This is a genomic window from Micromonospora sp. RHAY321 (genome assembly GCF_023896955.1).
Taxonomy (GTDB): domain Bacteria; phylum Actinomycetota; class Actinomycetes; order Mycobacteriales; family Micromonosporaceae; genus Micromonospora.
The window spans coordinates 453266-472160 of the sequence record NZ_JAMHIW010000001.1; the positions used below are offsets into that span (position 1 = coordinate 453266).

Genomic DNA, 18895 nt, shown 5'->3' on the forward strand with positions numbered 1-18895 from the left:
GCGGCCTGCGTTAGCGTCCGTGTGCATGAGGGCTTTGCAATTTTCGAAGTACGGTCCCGCGAGTGTCCTTGAGGTCTCGCAGGCGCCAGAACCGCACGCCGGGCCGGGCCAGATACGGGTGGCGGTTCGGGCCTCCGGTGTCAATCCGGCCGACACGTACGTCCGCGCCGGCCGATTCCAGGACTGGATTCCGCTGCGCCTGCCGCACGTGCCCGGTGTCGACGCTGCCGGCGTGGTGGATGAGGTCGGTGACGGGGTGACCACGGCTCGGTTAGGCGACGAGGTATTCGGGATCACGGACTACGCCCAGATGGGCGGAGCGAACGCCGAATACGCCGTCTTGGCCGCGTGGGCACCGAAGCCGGCTGCTCTGAGCTGGGAGCAGGCCGGCGGCGCGGCGGGCAACATCGAGACGGCCACCCGAGTGCTCGACCGGCTGGGCGTCAAGGACGGCACTACGTTGTTGATCGAGGGCGCGGCCGGCGGGGTCGGTACGACCGCGATCCAGCTCGCCGTCGCTCGCGGTGCGGCCGTCATCGGCACTGCCAGTGACCGCAACCATGAGTTCGTCGCCTCGCTCGGGGCGATTCCGACCACCTACGGCCCCAGGCTGGCCGAGCGGGTCCACACTCTGGTGCCCGGCGGGGTGGATGTCGTACTCGACTGTGCCGGCTCTGGTTCTCTACCCGACCTGGTCGACCTGGTCGCGAGCCCGGAAAGGGTGGTGAGCATCGCCGACATCGACGCCGCGGCCTACGGCGTGCACCTGTCGCGCGGTTCTGGCCCCGGCGCGGACACACCGGCTCTCGAAGGAATCGCCGCCGCCGGCGAACTCGCCGAGCAGAGTCGTTTCACAGTGCCGGTCGCTGCCGTGTTCTCGCTGGAAGAGGCGGCCGCCGCCCACGAGTTGAGTGAGTCCCGCCACGCGCGAGGCAAAATCGTGCTGAAGCCGTAGGGTGCCCCCACCGAGCATCGGGGGCAGCTGAGGGCGTGTACGGCGCCCTGTCGATCTTGTCGTGGCTGATCATCGACGACGTGCCGGTGATGCGTCGAGGTGAGCTGCGTTCCTGAACAGCTGGCGGTCAGCCGGGCTGCCGGAGGGCGTGGGCCTACCAACAGCCCGGCAAACCGCTAGCTGAACGGCGTCGGTACTAGTCGACTCGGACGGCCGTGGCCGTGACGGCGGGGCAGATGACGAGCAGGCAGCTCTCGACCCGTACGTCGTCGATGACCGGGCCGAAGGCACCCACCGTAGTGCTGGCGAACTGCAGAACCGTGGCGGCGGACAGGATGTTGGTGAAGTAGAACCTCCTGTACACGTACCCCATGGCAGATGGCGTGTGGCCGGCAGTGTCAAAGGAGAAACTGTCGACGGTCTGGCCGTTGGCCGTGACCTTGCCCGTCGCGATGAGGGGACCGTTGTCGGGGTTGCCGGCGAGGGCGTAGCTCACGCGATATGTGGTGAGCAGCTTCGTGGGCAGCGTACGGGCGACCGCACCCGGGCTGAACCCGTTGAGATCGAGTGACTGGTTGCCTTCCGCGGCCTGCCAGTCGCGGGTCAGGCCGACGGTGCCGGTGGTGACGGTCCACGGGCCGATCTGCTGGCCGGCGGCAAACTCCGTGAAGTCGCTGGTGATGGCGGGGCTCTCGAAACCGTCGGCGAAGACGGGGGCCGCCGCCGCCGGACTCGCCGTGAGGGCGGTCAGTAGGGCGGACAGCGCCACCGCCAGCGCCACCCGGGTTGCCGTGCGACGGGTACGCGAACGTCTCGTTCCCATGGTTGTCCTTCCGACGTAGGCACTGGCACTGGCCGGGACGGTGCCGGGAATCCGTATCGCGGATCGACCACCGGACGCTAGAAAGTCGATGCCCGTCAGTGACGTTACGGTGACGCCGCAAAGGCTGGCAAGGCCGTTCAATTCCCAACAGTCGGCCAAAATCCGACAACGGTTGAGCATCGGAGAGCCTTGACATCGCCTGCCCAACGGCATTGCCGTCGGCCTATCAGCAGACCACTGTGGCGCCGCTGGCGACGAAGACAAGGCATCGCCAGCAGAAGCGGTGATTCAGCCAGCTCACCATGATGACCGGAGCGGCTGGCCACCGGTGATTCGTCGATGCCGGCGGAGCGGACAGCGAGCGGGTGATGGATACGCCCGATCGGTAGGCTCCGCACCACATCGTGGCCTCGTACTTATCGGAAGATCATCGGTGGCGAGGGCGGCGGGCGAGGGAGAATTTGGTGAGCAAGCGAGGCTTGCAAGTCGTACTGGCGATCCTGGCTTCGGTCGCGGTGGCTTCGGGTCTGTACGGAATGTTGGCAGGGCCGACCGCGTTGCCGGGTAGCGGTCCAGTCGATGCCACCGTGGACAGCGAGTACCGGTTCACCAATGCGTTCTGGCTCGTTGCGGGGGTGGTCGTATGGTGGGCGATCCCAAGGGTGCAGCAGGCTACCGCCGTGCTGCGCGTCGCACTCGGCGCGGCGTTTCTCGGCGGTCTGGCCCGGTTACTCGCCGCCGCGGTCTCCGGCTGGCCGCACCCCATCTTCCTCGGCGCCCTCGGCGTTGAGCTCGTGGTCGTTCCGACTGTGCTGTTGTGGCAGGCGAGGGTGTCCAACGCTGCCCGCCGGGGCGCGTCAGCCTAGCTTCCGTCTACCGAGGCGTCGGCCGCAAACCCTGACCGACTTGGCACCCGAACCAACATCGCCGCTGCATTGCGCCACAACGCCCGCAAGAACCGCCGCGTCCGCAAACAACTGGAGACCGGTTGGCTCTGCGGTTCCGGCCTGCGCCTGCTGCCATCTGCCGTCGTCTTTCAAGCACACGGCCGTTGCGACGACGCAGCTGGCCGGCTAGCCCGCGTCGTGCGGGTGTCGGGGGTCGGTCGTAAGTTCTGCAGCCGTGAGCGCCCTTCAGACTTACCGCTACCTCCAGCCGTCCACGCTGCACCGGGGTGACCTGGCGCTGCAGACCAGCGGCGGGCCCGCGACCAACCCCCGGTTCTTCTCCGGTTTTCTGACGACCCCGCAGGCGGCGGCCGCCGGGCTGCTGGCGGTCGCCGAAGTCGCCCGGACCCGGTATCACCAGCCGGTCAGCCCAGCGAGCCTCGATCCCGTGGTCACCGGCAGCCGGGACCGGATGCGCTTCGAGTCGTTCTCCGGCTGCTGCGGGGTGTACGCGCGGCTGGACGTCGTGCCTGCCGGGTTCGATGGCGACATCGTCGAGCACGGCACCACCAACGTCGACGTGAACGCGCCGCTGCGGGAGGCGCTGGCCCGGGTGGGCGGCATCGATCCGCTGCACCTGTCGGTGGGGCCGGACGACCTGACTGTGTCCACCCTCGATGGCCAGGTGGTGGAGAAGAAGGTGCCGCTGCCCGGGCGTTGGCTGCGGGGGTTCGCCGAGGTCCATCTGATCGCCGCGGCCATGGAACCGCGGGCGGAGGTCCCGGCGGCGGAGGCGGCCGCCTTCCTGCGCCGGCTGCCGGCGGGCAACGACCGGTCGGTGCTCTGGGCGGTGCCGGCCGGCCGCTCGCTGCGGCTGACCTCGCGCCCGGTGCCCGGCGCGGTGTGCCTGGCCGGCGCCGGACGGCTCGCCACGCTGCGTGGGCTGATCCGGTACGCGAAGACCCTGCGGGTGTACGGGCCACCGGCGGCGGCCGGGTCCCCGCCGCTGCCGAGCGTGTGGGAGCTCGACACCGGCGCGCTGCGGCTGTCGCTGACCCTGTCGCCGGAGCCCCACCGGGGTTTCTCCGGGGAGGGCGGCGCGCTGACCGCGCTCGCCACGGACGACGTCGCCGACGACGCCGCGCTGGTCGCCGCGCTGCTGTCCTGGGACCCGACGATCGATGTCCACGCGTTGGCCGCCTCGGCGGGGATCTCGGCGGACCGGGTCCGGGCCGCGCTGGCCCAGCTGGGCACCGCCGGTCGGGTCGGCTTCGACGTGGCCGAGGCGGGCTACTTCCACCGGGTGCTGCCCTACGACGCCGGCCGGGCCGAGCGGGACAATCCCCGGCTGGTCGGGGCGCGGGCGCTGGTCGAGGCGGGCGCGGTCACCCTCGACAGCGAGGTGGCGACCGTACGCCACGGCGACGAGGTCTACCGGGTCCGCCGCCGGACGGACGGCTCGTACACCTGCTCCTGCCCGTGGTGGGCGCGGCACCGCGGTCAGCGCGGGCCCTGCAAGCACGCGCTCGCCACGACGATGGTGGGCGCTCCGGTGGAGGTCGGGGCGTGACCGATCCGTTCGAGTTCCTGGTCCAGGGTGACATCGGCGCGGCCGTCGACGCGGTCACCGGCCTCGACGAGCAGGGGCGGCGGTCGTTCGCCGACGGGCTGGTGGCCCACGTACGCCGGCGGCGCGACAACTGGTGGTGGAACAACGAGGCGACGGCCCTGGCGGTGGCCGCGGTCGGGTGCCTGCCCACCGCCGCCACGGCGGCCGAGCTGCTTGGCCGGCGGAACGTGTCGCTGCGGGGCGCCGACGCCGGGCTGGTGGTCGAGGTCGCGCGGACGCGCGGGGTGCCCTGGCTGGCCGAGCTGGCATACCGGCTGGCGGACCGGCTCCGCCGGGACGACCCGATGGACGGCTGGGGATTCGTCGCCGAGCTGCTCGCCGCCGAGAAGGCGGCGACACCCACCGGTGATCAGTTCGTGGAGGGGTGGCTCGCCATGATGGCGTGGCCGCCGGAGTGGCAGCGACCGGTCCCGCTGGTGGACCGGCTCCGGGCGGACGTGTTCCTCGACGCCCTGGTGCCGCGCCTGTTCGAGGTGGATGGCGCAGGGACGCGGATGTCCTTCGACGAGTTCATGACCGACGAGAAGCTCGCTATGCCGCGAGCGCTGGCGCGACTGGCCGGCGAGGGCCGCCTGGACCGGACGATGCTGCTCGACGGCTGCGTGAGCCGGCTGCTGCGCGGCGACCGGCCGGCTGCGTTGCGCGCGTTCGTCGCCCTGCACGCCCTGCTGGAGCCCACTACCAGCGAGGTCGACCGGCATCGCGGAGACTACCTGCGCCTGCTCGCTGACGCCCCCGGGTTCGTGGCGTCGGTGGCGCAGAAGACGCTGCGGGCTTTCGACGGCGTGGAGGTCGAGGGGCTGCTTGACGCGTCGCGGGCCGTCCTCGTCCGGCCCGACAAGGCGTTGGTCCGTGCACAGCTCGGCTGGCTGGACCAGGTCGCCCGCCGGCACCCCGACCGGGCGGCGGAGATCGCCGAGGTCATCGCGACAGCGGTTGACCACCCGGCGGCGGACGTCCGCGACCGGGCCGGCACGCTGGCCGCCCGGCACGGTCACGTGGTCGCCCCGCGGGTTGTGGTCGGTGCTGTGGGCGACGACCTGCCGCCACCGGCCGGCCCGCTGCCCGCGTCCCCGGCCATCACCGACCCGGACGAGCTGGCGGAGGAGGCTGCCTCCCTGCTCGGCGGCCCCACGACGGCGTCCGGTCTGGAACGGGTCCTCGACGCAGTGGTCCGGCTCGCTGGTAGCGACCGGGTCCGGCTGAAAGACGCCCTGATTCCGGTGCTGCGGCGGCACCGCGCCGGCGCGGAGGAGCACCCGTGGGATCCGTGCTGCCTGTGCGGTCTCCTCGGCGGGGTGCTGCACGCGGCGGCCGACCCGGTCGAGGGGGGCGTACGGCGGGGACGGTGGGCCGCGATGCTGGCGGCGTTGCGGCGCCGCACGCCGGGCGGACCGTCCCTCGATCCACGGGTACCCCCGCCGCACAGGCTGCTGCGCGCCCGGCTGGCCGAGATCGGTGACCGCGTCGGCCCGCCCCAGCACCCCGGTCTGCTCGCAGCCCCGACCACGGCAAACGGCGCCATCGACCCGGAGGTGCTGTACGACCGCCTGACCCGGCTCGGTGAGCGCGGCGCGTGGGAGGTGGACCTGACGCAGGCCCTGCTGCGGCTGCCTGCGCGGGTCGACGAGCCCCTCGCGGCCAGGGCGGCGGCGCTCGGCACGCCCGCCGGTAGCCGGCTCGCCGGATGGCTGCGCGCCGGAGGCCTGCCGACCCCGGACCAGCGGGTGGTCACGCTGCCCCGCCGGGAGCGCCGACAGGGCTACGACTGGGGGTACGACGAGCTGCCCCGGCAGCGGACGCACGTGCAGGTCAGCCCACCGGAGGGCGTCGACGACCCGTTCGGCCTGCTCACCGTGCCTGCCGGATCAGTCGACAGCTACGTCGGCGGCGCGGCCCTGCTCTGGCCGGCCGTGCTGCCCGGCCACCGGGGACTGGTCGCGGCGTACGCGCTGCCTGACATCGCCAGCAGCGCTGATCAGGACCTGTCCGGCGGCGCCGCGATCCTGCCACTGCTCGCCGAGTGCGGCGGCGACGGCGGTCCCGCCGTCGACCTCGCCCTCGCGTACGGCCTGGGTGCCCGGCACGAGTCCGACCGGGTCGCCGCCGTTGACGCCCTGCTGATGCTGGCCGCCGCCGGCGACCTGGACGCTCCCACGGTCGGGGCCCACCTCGGCACCCTCGCCGCCGTCGGTGACGTCACGCTGACCCGCACCCTGCAGCCGCTGCGCGACGCGGCCGCCGCCGGTGCCCCGCTCAGCACCTGGCGCCTGCTCGCCGCCGCGTTGCCCGCGCTGCTCGCGGCGCCGAAGGCCCCGCGCGGCACCCCGGACCTGTTGACCCTGGCGGCGGAGACGGCGGGCGCGACCGGCGCCCGGATCGACGTGCCCGGGCTGGCCGAGGTCGCCGCGCGCGGCGGGTCGAGCCGGCTGGTCATCGAGGCGCGGCGCCTAGCCATCGCACTCGACCGGTGATGCCACCTTCGAGACCTGCGACTTCGACAGCCGCCGGTTCCGGGGATATCAACGTCTGCGCGAACGTCTTGATCATCGCCTGCAACACATCCGGCGATTGCGCCCTGGACGCGATGCCCGTTTCTCATCGATGCAACACGGCTATCACGGGAAGTCGTACGCCACTCCCGCACTCGGAGATCAACTGGGCTAGGCTTCCGCCCAATTTCTTGAATCAGAGGAGCACCATGGCGACGATCCGCCGCAACCGGACCACCCGGATAGCCGCCGCGATTGCCTCGCTGCCCGCGGTAGCAGCACTCCTGCTGTCAACCGCGTGCACGGCACCAGCACCCGCCCCGCCGACGCAGGCCAGCACCGCACCGCCTCGAAAGCTGCACACGCCAGAGACACTCCTCGGGATGCCCAAGATATGACCCGAGGTCTGACTGACAGACCCATCTCGCTGCTGGAAAAGCTGAAGCGAGAGGTCGGAAACCCAACCAGCGCGGTCGGTTGGGCGTATGGGGGCGAGACCGAAACCGCCGACGCGGTGCTCGTCACGGGCGCGTCGGGAACCGTCGCCGACCCGGCAGCAACCCTGAGACGCGTACTCACCCTGTACGGACGCGTCGAGACCAAGCCAGTTGATGCGGGCAAGTTTGGGGGGAAAGCCGGCTGCGGGCAGGGACTCGCTGAGCTCGGCGGCTACATGACGATCTGCGGCTGGGCGGACAAGGAAACGGTCGGAATCGTTGCCTTCGTCTCCGACCTTCCACAAGGGGACCCCACCGACGACTTCCTCACCGTGCGAAGCGAGCTAGAACGCCCGACCACCTGATAGCGGCAACCACGCTCCCTCACGTCTAGAGCAGCTGGGACTGACCAACCACGTCCCACTGTTGGAGGACCACGGAGCGCTCACGCCGGGCGCTCGGACCCCGCCGTGACACCGACTACGACGGTCCCCACCGAGCGTCCGCTCATGTCGATGGTCGCGCACTCGCAACGGGGAGTCGCTCCTCGCCGGCGCTTGCGGGGATGACAAGGGTCCCCGTGCGCGCATAACGTGCACTCGATGATCCGACCCGCGTTCCTGGACGCCGCCGACACCGCCATGGCCCTGTTGCGCAATCCGATACTGGCCGAGCAATGGTCCTCGCCCAGCGCACTGCCGGACTTCTCCACCGGCGGCCTCGCCCGCCATCTGGCCAACCAGGTCACTCAGACCGTGACATTCCTCGCCGCGCCGCCCGGAGAATCGGCGATCTCGGTGCTGGAGCACTTCACCAGCAACGCCTGGGTGACTTCAGGAGTGGACAGTGCCGACAACATCGACATCCGGCGCCGCAGCGAGCAGACAGCTGCCGCGACGGCAGCCAGGGAACTGGCGGACGCGGTCGATGCGGCACTGACCGACCTGGGTGCCACGGTGACAGCGCAACCGCCCGACCGCATCGTGGACCTCGGCGACTGGGGCCTCAAGGTCGACGACTTCCTGCTGACCCGGGTCATGGAGCTGGTCGTGCACACCGACGACCTGGCAGTCAGCCTCGGCTTGCCGACGCCACCGATGCCGCAGTCAGCGACTGAAGCGACAATCCAGCTGCTGAGCAGCCTCGCGGCCTGGCGACACGGTTCCCTGAACGTGATACGCGCGCTAGCTCGGCAAGAACGAGCTCCCACCTCCATCTCCGCCCTCTAGCTGGTGGAGCGCTCGCTCTGCACTGTCCCCATCTAGCCGCGCTCCGCGCGGCCACTGGGGCGCAAGATAAGTTGCACTCAGTAATCACGATTTCGGCCTGGCTCGGACAGGGTTCGTCGCAAACGCCTATGGCCGGATCGATCGCACAGGTGCCGGGCCGCCGTAGTCAATCGTTGACCGTCGCTTCGGACCTGTGCTACCGCCGACTCACCGAAAACAACCATCTGGAACGAGCCTTAATCGCCGCGGAATGCGCCTTACCCCGCGAAACGACTGGCGTGACCGGCGGGCCGCATGGACAGCACGGACAACGACAGCAGCAGGATGCCGCCGATCAGGAAGTAGGTACCGGAGGCCACCATGTCTGCCAAACCCAACTCGGGATTGGCCGCCTTGGCTCCCCATTGAACGATCTCGCCGCCGACGGCTGCCGACAGCAGCAATCCCAGCAGCGGGGCGGCCGCTCGGCCGAGGCGGAGAAGCCGCGGATTACCGCACAGCACCGCAGTCGCCACTACCAGCGCCACCAGGCCCAGCATCGGGGTCAGGAAAGGAAGGTCCGTGGTCCGCAGCGCAGAGACCGGATCACCGTTCGAGGCCAACGGCGCGAACATCGCCACCATCATCGCGAGGAATCCGGCACCGGCCATGATGTGCGGCAGCGGCGAGGACAGCCCGTTGGGCGATGCCGCCATCGCGGCCCCGCCCGGCGCGGGAGGTGTCGTGAAGTAAGGCGGCGGGGCGGGCTGCGCGGGCACCGGCTGCGACGAGCCCTCGGCCCGGGGAGGTTGGCTCGGCGGCACCGAAGGACGGGTGCCCTCGTGGTCTGCAGCTGTCACCCCTGCAGTATCGCAGTCGATTGACATCGACCAGGCCCAGCCCAACCTAAGGGACGTCTCGTAACCCGTCGTCTGTCTGTTGGGGAGTCGGGCAGGATGCCTGGGTCCAGGTGATCACGGCGCCCCGCCCGGAGTGGATCTTCCCAGTCACTGGGCTGCATCCCGCTCAATTCCGCACGCTGGTCCGGCTCGTCGCCGAGCGTGGCGGTGACCCCGTAGCCGGACCAGCAATGCCGCCCGCAGAGTCCTCGCCAACACGCCGACGGACCAGGTGCGGGTGATCGCCCCGCCGGACGCGTCACGGTCACGGCCGGCGGCGCACCCCCGGCCACGGTCACCCTCGACGCGTCGAACGCCGGCACCACCCGGATACCGCCGAACAAGCCGGCCACCCTCACCGCCCACTCCAGGCAACGGCAGCGTCCTCGGAACCACTCCGTTGCCGCCGGTTGAGGCCGACATGTCGGGCCTGCCGGGCGAGAGCCGGCTACCCGGGTGACCCCCTGACGAACCGAGGGCGGGGCCGAGCCGTCGACGACGGCTCGGCCCCGCGAGCAGGTATTGAGGTAGTCGTGGTCGGAGCGGGTGCCACCGCGGGCGTTGGCTTTAGGGCAGCCATCAACCTATGGTGGGGGCATGTCGCCGGTGACGTTCCGCTCGCCTGCCGTCACTGAGGTGGCGGCACCCGGCGCTGTCCACGTGACGACGGCGGCGCACCTCATGGCCGGGATGCGGGTGCCGGTTGTCCGCCCGCTGCACATCGCGCCCACGCACAGGCTGTCGAGCCCGGCGCGAACCGGCCGAGGCCCTCCCGCGGAATCGTTGCATCCCAGAACGACCGCCAGGGCGAAGCTATTCGAGCTTCGGCCCTTTTTCTTTTCCACGTCCCATTCCGAAAGGTGAATCATGAGCGTCGATCATCGTACTGTCGACCAGCGTTGGCTGGCTGATCTGCGAGCGTCCCTGGCGGACGACTTCGCCACACAGACGGCTCGGCTGCGAGAACTGACCGAGCTCAACGCGGACACCGGCGACCCGAGCGAGGCCCATCACCAGGCCGCGCTACTGGTGGCAACCCGCCGCAACATCGAGCAGATCACCGGCGCGCTGAGCCGGATCAGCGACGGCACCTACGGTGCCTGCGAGAAGTGCCGCCAGTCCATCCCGGCCGAGCGTCTCGAGGTTCTTCCGCACGCCCGCTTCTGCGTGCCGTGCCAGGAGAAACACAACAGGTGACTCCCGGTGTGGCTGCCGTGCCGCGCCGATGCACGGCACGGCAGCCACACGCCGTTACCCGCGAGATGGCTCCGCGACGGTGACGACGTCCAGGACGTCAAGGATGCCGAGGAGCCCGGCGAGGGCCACGGCCTCGGCGCGGGTCAGGGTCAGACAGCAGGTGGCGTCGGGATCGTCGTGGGAGTCGTAGACGAGATCTCGCCGGCCGCCGGGATGGTGCGTGACCACACCGACGCGACGGCCTTCAGCGGTGGTGAACATGCGGCGTACCCCGATACCGGGCAGCGGGGTCAGTTCGACATTCATGACAACTCCAAGAGGGACGCGGGGAAGCCGCTTCGGCGGCAGACGCGGGCCGGCGAGCGTGGCCAGGCGTGGTTCGGCCGGCACGGCGACAGTTCCGCTGGTCATGAAAGCCAACCGGGCGGCGACAGTCGGATGAGTGGCACCGCCGCCGGTGAGCAGCCTCCCGGCCAGAACCGGCGCGAGCCGGGGCGAGTGGGTCAGGCGATGGCGGGCGTGTGATGCGGCGGAGCACGATCCGCCGACCAGGCGGGCACGCAACCAGGGATCGCCCGCCGTGCGGAACGGAACACGATGCACAGCCCGATCGACCGGGTGGCCGAGAGCACCATCACGACCACGGCAAGCACCAGCATCGTCGGCAGCGGCATGCGCTCGCCGACGCGCCGAAGGGTGCGCCGATCATGCATGCCGCACACCATAGCCGTCCCCCAGGTGTGTCCTCCACGTCCTCGTCCGGTGACTGCCGTGGCCCCGGCAGCACCGTCGTCCAGGTATAGCGGTGATGTTTGCGGGTAAGCGGCCGACCGCAGCGAAGCGGAGGGGGCGACCGATGAGTGATCCAGCGGCGCAACGGTCCGGAGCATCAGGACCGGCGGTCAGTCCGACCGAGCGGTTAGCTGCGGACGTGGCCGAGGTGGTGCGTGCGGAGGTCCGGGAGATGCGCAGCCAGCTGATGAGGCTGGCTCGGCCGACCGGAGTCGGCTTGGCGCTGCTCGCCACGGCCGGGGGATGTCTCGTCCTGGGAGCCGGGGCCGCCTCGGCAACCGCGTTGCGTGTGCTGGAGACCTTTCTGCCCCGCCGGCTGGCCACCGCGGGACTCACCGGGGGCTACCTCGTTGGCGCCGTCGTGCTGGGACGGGCGGGACTGCACCAGCTGCGGACGGCGGGAGGTGGCTCGGCCTGGCTGGCGGACGAGGTGCAGGCCGCCGTGGCCACCACCGCGAGTCGGGTGGTACCGGCCGGTGCCGCCGCGGTTCGGGACGAACTCGACCAGTGGGGCTCCGGCCGGCAGGACCGCTGATGTTGACATTTGGGACGGGTGGCGCCGATCGTGACGTCACCGGTGAACTCGCACCCTGCCGCCGGCTCCGCTATGTCAGTTCCAGGCGCGGCCACTCCGCGAGGTCCCGCAGCAGCTGACGGTCGTGCGTGGCGACGACCACCGCCGCGCTCGTGTCGCGGATCGCGTCGGTCAGCTTGTCGGCCAGCGCCGACGACAGGTGATTGGTCGGCTCGTCAAGCAGGATCAGCCCCGGGCCGCCCCGTCAGCGCCAGGTCGAGGCGCCGCTGCTGCCCCTGCGACATCCGCTCGACCGGCGTGCGCATCGCATCGGAGTCCAGCAGGCCGAGCGACCCGAGCGGGACGCCGTCATCGCGGAGGCTCCCGCAGGCCACCAGCCGTCCCACGTGCCGGGCGTACACCTCGCAGGCGGTGAGCCCGGGGTCCTGCTCGGCGGTCTCCTAAGTGGCCCGCGCGACCCGTGCCTCCCTCGCCGTCCGACGTGCCCATGCGTGGGCTCGAGCAGCAGCACGTCGTGCCGCGCGCCGAGCTGGCACGCCAGCTGGGGCGAACGGGATGTCGCCCGCCCATCCGGCGATAGGCTCCGGCTTTATGCGAACAAAGCCGGAGCTGAGCGAGGCCGTCCGACGGGAACGGCGCGCGGCGCTCGTCGTCAACGCCCACTCCCGCAATGGCCGCCGGCTCTACGAGCGCGCTCGGGATCGGCTCACGTCCGCCGGCTTCAAGCTGCTGGCCACGTACCCGGTCGAGCGGCCCGCCGAACTGGAGCAAAGCCTCGCCGCTGCCGCCGATCTCGGGCCGGACCTGCTGGTAGCGGGCGGCGGCGACGGCACGATCAGCACCGCCGCGCGCCTGCTCGCGCACCGTGACATCGCGCTGGGTCTGCTGCCGCTGGGCACCACCAACAACTTCGCGCGCACGGTGGGCGTCCCACTCCACCTCGACGCGGCCGTGGCGGTCCTGACCGACGGAAAGGTGATTGACGTCGACCTCGGGCTTGTGGGCAGCATGCGGTTCACCAACCACGTCGGCGTCGGCCTGTCCGCCGACGTGATGCTCCGGACGCCGCCGCGTCTCAAGCGGGCCACCGGCCGGCTCGCGTACCCGGTCACCGCGCTGACGCTGCTGACCCGGCACCGTCCGCTGCGCGCCGTGGTGCGCGCGGAGGGACGGGAGCACGAGTTCGTCACCCATCAGCTGTACGTGGCGAACGGCGGCTTCCACGCCGGCCGGCCGATCACCGCGGACGCGGATGCAGACGACCGGCTCCTGGTCGCCTATCCGGTGGGAGGCCGGCCCCGCTACGAGCTGCTGCGGGACACGGCCCGTAACGCTGCGACCGGGCACCGCCGCACGCTCGGCGAAGAGCCGTTCCTCGCCGTCCGCCAACTCTGGCTGGAGACCGACCGACCCGCCCCGGTGGAAGTCGACGGCGAGCTGTACGGCGAAACCCCGGTGCGGATCGGCCTGGACGCCAACGCGCTACGCATCATGGCTCCCGCCCACAGCCCGGACCGTTAGCACGCGCCCGCGGGAGCAGGCCGACACCAGGGGCCGCTGGTCAGGCGTCGGCGCGGGCGGCGAGGGCGTCCACCAGGCGGCGGGCGGAGCCGGCCAGGTTCCAGGTACCTGCCCGGCCGGTACTGGATGTGAGCTGCGCGCCGGTCACGGACGCCTTCGAGCGCGCCGAAGAGGTCGATCACCACGACGAATTGGCGGCAGGAGCTCTTGGTTGTTCTGGTCCGTTGTGGCGGCACCGGTGTGTTGCCGAAAGCAGCGTGGGATCCCCGTACGGCCGCAACACACGCCCACGCCTGGCCACCGCGCTCCGCCGCCTCCGTGACTGCTCACCGCCCCCTTGCCGGTGTCCGGTCGCCTTCCCGGCAGGGGTCCGGTCTCCCGTAGGCGAGGGAGCGACTCCCCCCTCACAAGGGATGGATGCTGTCCACGCGTCGCGGATCGTGAAGGTCACGCAGGGCCGCGGCACCGCGGCCGGATCGGGAGGAAGACCATGCGCAAGACATTCGGATGGGGAACGGCCGCGGCGGCCACGATGGTGGCGGTGGCGGCGGTGGCGGCGCCGGCCGGGGCCGCGGACGACAGGCCGGCGCGGGTGACCGGATCGGCCGAGTTCGCTCTGCCGTACGGGGAGGACGGCGACGTGCGCTCGTTCGCCTTCGACGCCCGGTCGGAGCCGTACAGCCGCCCGATTCCGCTTCCGGGCGGGGAGAAGGGCTCGCCCGCCGACGCGACGGGCACGGTCCGGGTCGCGCACTGGCTGGCCACCGACAACATCACCGTACGGTTCGAAGCGGCCGTCGACTGCATGATCACCAGCCCCGGTCACGCGACCTTGACCGCCATCGTCACCCGCGCCGACGAGGAGGCCCGCGACTTCCTCGGCAAGCGGGTCGGTTTCAGCGTCCAGGACGGCGGCCGCGGCCGCGACCGGGTCGGCTTCACCTGGTCGGCCAGCGCCGACCAGAACGAGGCGGGCCAATGGGGTCCGTCCCGAATCGGTACCTGCCTCGCGCCGGCCGCGTTCGCCACGGTGACTCGCGGGAACTACACGGTGCGGCACGCCGAACTGACGGCACCGCCTACCGACAACTGACCTCGACCACGGCGGGGCGAGAAATCGCCCCGCCGTGGCGCGTCGCACAGTGCGACCCACCGCATCTGGCTTTCCTGGCCGCAACACGCTGCTCGACTCGTTCGCCGGCCTCGTCGACGTGACCGTTCCCCCACGCAGCGGGGGACGAGCGGGGCGCGGCATCCCGTACACGGTGCGCGAGGCGCCCTCCGGCACCCGGCATCACCGCGCACGTCGCCACCCGTCCGCCTCCGCAGGACAAGGGCCGCAGCCGTCGCTCCGTTCCTCGCCATTTGATCTTCACCGGCGATTCACGGGACCTACGCAATCGGCTGGCTAGCGTTGCGCTCGCTTGATCAATTCGAGCCCACCGACGGCTGCCTCACCAGGACATGTGCGCCGGAGGGATCTGCGCGAGATGAGGGCCGCATGGAGCTAGATCGCAGACAGTTCATCGCCATGGGTGGCGTCGTCGCCGCCGCGGGGCTGCTGCCCGCCACTGCCGCCCAGGCGGACGCGGACGTGGAGCGTAAGCCCGGTGGGCGAGACGAGCCGGAGGGCATGTGGCTGCCGGGTGACACCCACGTCCACGACGACCACTCGTCCGACGGCAGCGCGCCGCGCCAGTTGTCGAACCAGCGGGACCCGGGGAACCTGCCGGTCAGCGACCAGATCAGCTACGCCGAGTCGGTCGGTCTGGCGTTCCTGCCACTGACCGACCACCGCACGTTCGACCAGCACTGGGACCCGCTGTGGCGGTCCGACAAGTTGCTGCTGCTCACCGGCGAGGAGGTGAACGGCTCGCCGCACGCCGTGGTGCTCGGCGCGGTCGACACCGTGGTGGACGGCGCCAACCCGCCCGGCTCAGCCGCGTTCCGGCACGTCCAGCAGTCGATCTGGGACGCGCACGCCCAGCACGCGTTCTGGTCGGTCGCGCACCCGGACGACGGCGAGTACACCCCGGCCGCCGGGCCGAACGCCAACGCGAGCGCGCAGGGCGTTGACGCCGTGGAGTTGTGGAACGCCAGCAGCAACCCCGACGTCGAGATCGAGTACGCCGAGAACCGCTGGAACCACGGTTTCCGCTTCGGCGGCGTCGCAGCGAGCGACAGCCACTTCAAGGAGCTGCGCCCGGTCAGCGCCCCCGGCCAGCCGACCACCTGGGTCTTCGCCGCCGAGCGCTCGGTCCGCGCCGTCCTCGACGCGCTCAAGGCCGGCCGCACGACGTTGTCGTCCGGTACGGACGGGCCGTTCGCCACGATCGAGGCCGACGCCGACGGTGACGGCCGGTTCGAGGCGATGGGCGGCGACGAGGTGATCGTGGACGTCCGGGGCCTGCCGAAACGCGCGGCGCTGCGGGTACGGGTCAAGCGGGCCACCGGCATGAAGGTGCTCGTCTACGCCGCCCCGGGCCGCTCGGCGGGACCGGTCGCCACGTACGTCCCGGACAGGGCGGACCAGACCTACCTGCTTCCGCTCACGGTGACCGGCGACCACACCTGGTACCGGGTGGAGGTGCGTGCCCCGGGCGAGTTGTCCGGACGCGAGGCGGACCCGAACCTGCCGGACCAGTTGCGCGCCGCCACGTCGCCGGTCTTCCTGTCGGTCCGGCGGCCCGCGGTGCCGGCCCCCGAGATCGCGCTTCCGGCGCCGGCCGGCGGCGACGACCGGGCGGACCTGGTGGTGGGCCAGCGCGACGGCTTCGCCGGGTTCGCCGACGTCGCCGTGGAGGGCCGCGTCACCCACGTCGTCGCCGAGGTGCACGCGGAGCACCGGACGTCGGTGGTCTACCGCCGGCTCGACGGGCACGGGAACAAGCACGCCGACAATGAGGTCGTCCTGTCCGGCCACTCCGGCACCGCCCGCGCGCCCCGAGTGGTGGCCGCCGACGACGACGTCTGGGTGGTCTGGCAGGACGCGCAGGGCCAGGAGCAGCCGCACCGGCCGGGCATCTGGCTGCGCCACAGCCGCAACGGCGGACGCAGCTTCGCCTCTGCGGTGAAGCTGAGCACCGGGCACGGTCGGGCCGAGCACCCGGCGCTCGCTCTCCTCGACGGCGAACACCCGGTCGTCGCCTGGGCGGAGAACAGCGGCGGGGCGTTCGACGTTCACGTCCAGGTCGTCGGCGTCGACCGGGCGCCGGTGAACGTCTCCGCCGCCGGCAAGGTCATCGTCCCCGGTACGCCCGCCGACGCCCGTTCGCCGATCCATCCGGCCTCACTCTTCCCCGCGGTCGCGGTGACCGAGGACCGGCGGATCATCGTGACCTGGCAGGACAACCGGTTCGACCCGGACGCGGGGTGGACCGGCCACACCCCGCCGGCCGGCCAACCGGCCAGCGGCGGCACCAACCCCGACAACTGGGAGATCCTGGCCACGGTGCGGCCGGGCGCGAGCAGTGTCTGGGGCGCCCCCGTACGGGTCAGTGCCAACGACGACGCGGCCGACCGGCATCCGAGCGTGGCGGTGGACCGGGACGGCGGCTACGTCGTCATCTGGGAGTCCAAGGCCCTCTCGGCCGCCGGGGTGAACCTCATGCTGCGCGCGAGCCGGTCGGCCGACGGCGTGACGTGGTCGCCGTCGGAGGCGGTCGCGCTCGACCCGAACGCGATGAGCCAGCGGCCCCGGCTCGCCGCCGACCGTGACGGAACCGTCCGGGCCGTCTGGTACGACTCCCGCTCCTCTGACTGGCGCTGGAAGGTCTTCACCTCCCGCCGGACGGCCTCGGGCTGGACCCCTCCGGTCCCGGTGAGCACCCTCGGCAACGGCACCTGGCCGGCTGTCGACAAGGGAGCGGTCGTCTTCACCAGCGACCGGCGTGCGCTGCGTACCCAGCGGGACCGCACTCAGGAGGTCTACCTGGTCGCGCAAGGCTGACGTGGTGAGGTGGGGGCGGCCCCGGCGGGCCGCCCCCATGCGGCGGCAGGATCTTGCGGCGGGAGACACCGAGCGCTTCGAGTCGGTTCGGTACGTCACGTCGCTGACGCAGCGTGCCCTACCGGAGGGGCAGCCAGCCCTGGGCGCCCTTGAGGAACTGCCCGAGATCGGCAGTGAAGCGCCGACCGGCTACGGCGGGGTGAGCTGCTGGTCCAGGCGGTGCGGCCCGATCACCGCTTGTGCCCTGGGCTGTCGGACAGTTCTCGCTCCAGCGGTGTGTGGAACCTTGGGCTGACACGCGACCCGCCGAGCCAGGTGGACAGTCGTTCGGCCTCGGCGGCGATCGCCCTCTGCTCCCGTGCGCCGACGTCGTTCAGGAGACGCCAGTTGATACGGCCTATGCGGTCCTGGGCCCACCCGCCGACCACCTGGCCGTTGACCCAAACGGTCGGGCCGGCGTTGCCGGTACGGTCGAACAACGCCGGCGTGCTCTCGGAGGGCAGGTACCAGGCGCGGTCACGCCAGCCCATCACGGTGGAGTCCAGCGCGGGAAGCAGCGCCACCGAGAGCTCCGGTGGCTCGACCGGGTCGAGGTCGTCGGGGGCGACGTATCCGGTCTGGCCCTCGCTCAGCTCCACCGCAACGGCGTTGACGTCCGCCAGGCTCTGACGCGTCTGCGTGACGGTCCATCCGGTCCACCAGCGGACATCTGCCTCGGTGACCGGTCCGTAGCGGGCGAGATAGTGGCTGAGCAGGTCGGCTCGTGCGGCCCGCGGCTCGATGGTGGCCATCGGTGCGGGAGGCGACCACGTGTACTGTCCGCTGGTCCACCCGCCGAGCGGACGGCCCCGGCAGATGCGTCCGGTCATCGCCAGGTTGTAGAGGATGCGCATGCTGACCGGCTGTCCCGGGGCGGTGGACGACGGGGAGCTGCTGGGACGGATCTTGGTGCGCAGGACGGGAAGCGCCTCGGCAAGCTCGCGGCCGGTGATCGTGCCCTTGGCGATGACGAGCGCGACGATCGAGTCCTCAATCTCGGTGAGGTGGTCCTCGGTCCAGCCGAGGTGAGCGTCGAGCAGACGCAGGATAGTGGCGCGGTCCCGCAGCGCCAGCGGCCGGGCGGTCGCCTCCAGCACCGTCGGGGCCAGGTCCGCCTGAAGGACGAAGACGGTGCGACGCATGCCGGTCATGCGCGTCATCGACGGCGCGTGCAGGCCGGCGGCGACGTCAACGGGACCGGCGAGTCGCGTACGGGCGGCGACGGACAGGTAGACGGTCGGCGGGTCAGTGGCGTGGATCGCGACGAGCGAGCCGGCAACAGCGCCGGCATCCTTGGCGATACCTTCTGGAATCAACGCATGCCGGACGGAAAGACGGGCTCGCCGTTGACTTTCGGACACGCGCAGCCTCGCGCCGCTTATCATATTCCCGCCCCTCGGCCAATAAGCAGGTTCGCCACTGTGTTGTGGCTGGAAGCGCGCATCAATAGCCACAGTTGCCGACTCTACCAAGATGGGGTCGATCCGGACACGAGAACGCGGCTCTCGGACCACCGCGAGGCCCTCCACTT

17 protein-coding genes are annotated in these 18895 nt (G+C 71.3%); 11 read left to right on the plus strand and 6 right to left on the minus strand.

Annotated features, from left to right (window positions below; translation table 11 throughout):
* Positions 1 to 25: 25 nt before the first annotated feature.
* Positions 26 to 955 (plus strand): NADP-dependent oxidoreductase, encoded by a 930-nt coding sequence (locus M8C17_RS02135; RefSeq protein WP_252414460.1) that lies wholly within the window; start codon positions 26 to 28, stop codon positions 953 to 955.
* Positions 956 to 1151: 196 nt separating this feature from the next.
* On the opposite strand, the gene M8C17_RS02140 is transcribed toward M8C17_RS02135, so the two are convergent.
* Positions 1152 to 1919 (minus strand): DUF642 domain-containing protein, encoded by a 768-nt coding sequence (locus M8C17_RS02140; RefSeq protein ID WP_252414462.1) that lies wholly within the window; start codon positions 1917 to 1919, stop codon positions 1152 to 1154.
* 323 nt (positions 1920 to 2242) lie between these two features.
* Here M8C17_RS02140 and M8C17_RS02145 point away from each other — a divergent pair, with 323 nt between their 5' ends.
* The 5 genes from M8C17_RS02145 to M8C17_RS02165 all read left to right on the plus strand — a co-directional run bounded on the left by M8C17_RS02145 (position 2243) and on the right by M8C17_RS02165 (position 8453).
* Positions 2243 to 2644, plus strand: coding sequence for a DUF4345 domain-containing protein (locus M8C17_RS02145; RefSeq protein ID WP_252414464.1), 402 nt, complete (start codon positions 2243 to 2245; stop codon positions 2642 to 2644).
* Between the two features lie 256 nt (positions 2645 to 2900).
* Entirely contained in the window at positions 2901 to 4235 is a 1335-nt protein-coding gene (locus M8C17_RS02150; RefSeq protein WP_252414466.1) for an SWIM zinc finger family protein, read from the plus strand.
* Complete coding sequence (locus M8C17_RS02155) at positions 4232 to 6769, plus strand: DUF6493 family protein (RefSeq protein WP_252414468.1); 2538 nt, start codon at positions 4232 to 4234, stop codon at positions 6767 to 6769. The genes M8C17_RS02150 and M8C17_RS02155 overlap by 4 nt, the downstream gene beginning before the upstream one ends.
* 412 nt (positions 6770 to 7181) lie before the next feature.
* Entirely contained in the window at positions 7182 to 7589 is a 408-nt protein-coding gene (locus M8C17_RS02160) for a hypothetical protein (RefSeq protein WP_252414470.1), read from the plus strand.
* Positions 7590 to 7826: 237 nt separating this feature from the next.
* Positions 7827 to 8453: a maleylpyruvate isomerase N-terminal domain-containing protein gene (locus tag M8C17_RS02165; protein ID WP_252414472.1), complete on the plus strand. Its 627-nt coding sequence runs from the start codon at positions 7827 to 7829 to the stop codon at positions 8451 to 8453.
* A 257-nt stretch (positions 8454 to 8710) separates the two neighbouring features.
* Here the strand turns inward: M8C17_RS02165 and M8C17_RS02170 are convergent, their stop codons facing one another.
* Complete coding sequence (locus M8C17_RS02170; protein ID WP_252414473.1) at positions 8711 to 9292, minus strand: hypothetical protein; 582 nt, start codon at positions 9290 to 9292, stop codon at positions 8711 to 8713.
* A 906-nt stretch (positions 9293 to 10198) separates the two neighbouring features.
* On the opposite strand from M8C17_RS02170, the gene M8C17_RS02180 reads away from it, so the two are divergent.
* Positions 10199 to 10528, plus strand: a complete 330-nt coding sequence (locus tag M8C17_RS02180) for a TraR/DksA C4-type zinc finger protein (protein WP_252414474.1) — start codon at positions 10199 to 10201, stop codon at positions 10526 to 10528.
* Between the two features lie 54 nt (positions 10529 to 10582).
* On the opposite strand, the gene M8C17_RS02185 is transcribed toward M8C17_RS02180, so the two are convergent.
* Both M8C17_RS02185 and M8C17_RS02190 read right to left on the minus strand, forming a co-directional pair.
* Positions 10583 to 10834: a potassium transporter TrkA gene (locus tag M8C17_RS02185; protein WP_252414476.1), complete on the minus strand. Its 252-nt coding sequence runs from the start codon at positions 10832 to 10834 to the stop codon at positions 10583 to 10585.
* Positions 10835 to 11031: 197 nt separating this feature from the next.
* Positions 11032 to 11241: a hypothetical protein gene (locus M8C17_RS02190; RefSeq protein WP_252414478.1), complete on the minus strand. Its 210-nt coding sequence runs from the start codon at positions 11239 to 11241 to the stop codon at positions 11032 to 11034.
* Positions 11242 to 11384: 143 nt separating this feature from the next.
* Between M8C17_RS02190 and M8C17_RS02195 the strand changes: the two genes are divergently transcribed.
* Positions 11385 to 11855 (plus strand): phage holin family protein, encoded by a 471-nt coding sequence (locus M8C17_RS02195; protein ID WP_252414480.1) that lies wholly within the window; start codon positions 11385 to 11387, stop codon positions 11853 to 11855.
* 215 nt (positions 11856 to 12070) lie between these two features.
* Here the strand turns inward: M8C17_RS02195 and M8C17_RS02200 are convergent, their stop codons facing one another.
* Positions 12071 to 12241, minus strand: coding sequence for a hypothetical protein (locus M8C17_RS02200; protein ID WP_252414482.1), 171 nt, complete (start codon positions 12239 to 12241; stop codon positions 12071 to 12073).
* A gap of 205 nt (positions 12242 to 12446) precedes the next feature.
* Here M8C17_RS02200 and M8C17_RS02205 point away from each other — a divergent pair, with 205 nt between their 5' ends.
* From M8C17_RS02205 to M8C17_RS02215, 3 genes are all read left to right on the plus strand, one after another.
* Positions 12447 to 13376, plus strand: coding sequence for a diacylglycerol kinase family protein (locus M8C17_RS02205; protein WP_252414484.1), 930 nt, complete (start codon positions 12447 to 12449; stop codon positions 13374 to 13376).
* Positions 13377 to 13866: 490 nt separating this feature from the next.
* Positions 13867 to 14469, plus strand: a complete 603-nt coding sequence (locus M8C17_RS02210; protein WP_252414485.1) for a hypothetical protein — start codon at positions 13867 to 13869, stop codon at positions 14467 to 14469.
* Positions 14470 to 14877: 408 nt separating this feature from the next.
* Complete coding sequence (locus tag M8C17_RS02215) at positions 14878 to 17325, plus strand: CehA/McbA family metallohydrolase (protein WP_252414487.1); 2448 nt, start codon at positions 14878 to 14880, stop codon at positions 17323 to 17325.
* Positions 17326 to 17555: 230 nt separating this feature from the next.
* On the opposite strand, the gene M8C17_RS02220 is transcribed toward M8C17_RS02215, so the two are convergent.
* Positions 17556 to 18818: a winged helix DNA-binding domain-containing protein gene (locus M8C17_RS02220; protein ID WP_252414489.1), complete on the minus strand. Its 1263-nt coding sequence runs from the start codon at positions 18816 to 18818 to the stop codon at positions 17556 to 17558.
* Positions 18819 to 18895: the final 77 nt, after the last annotated feature.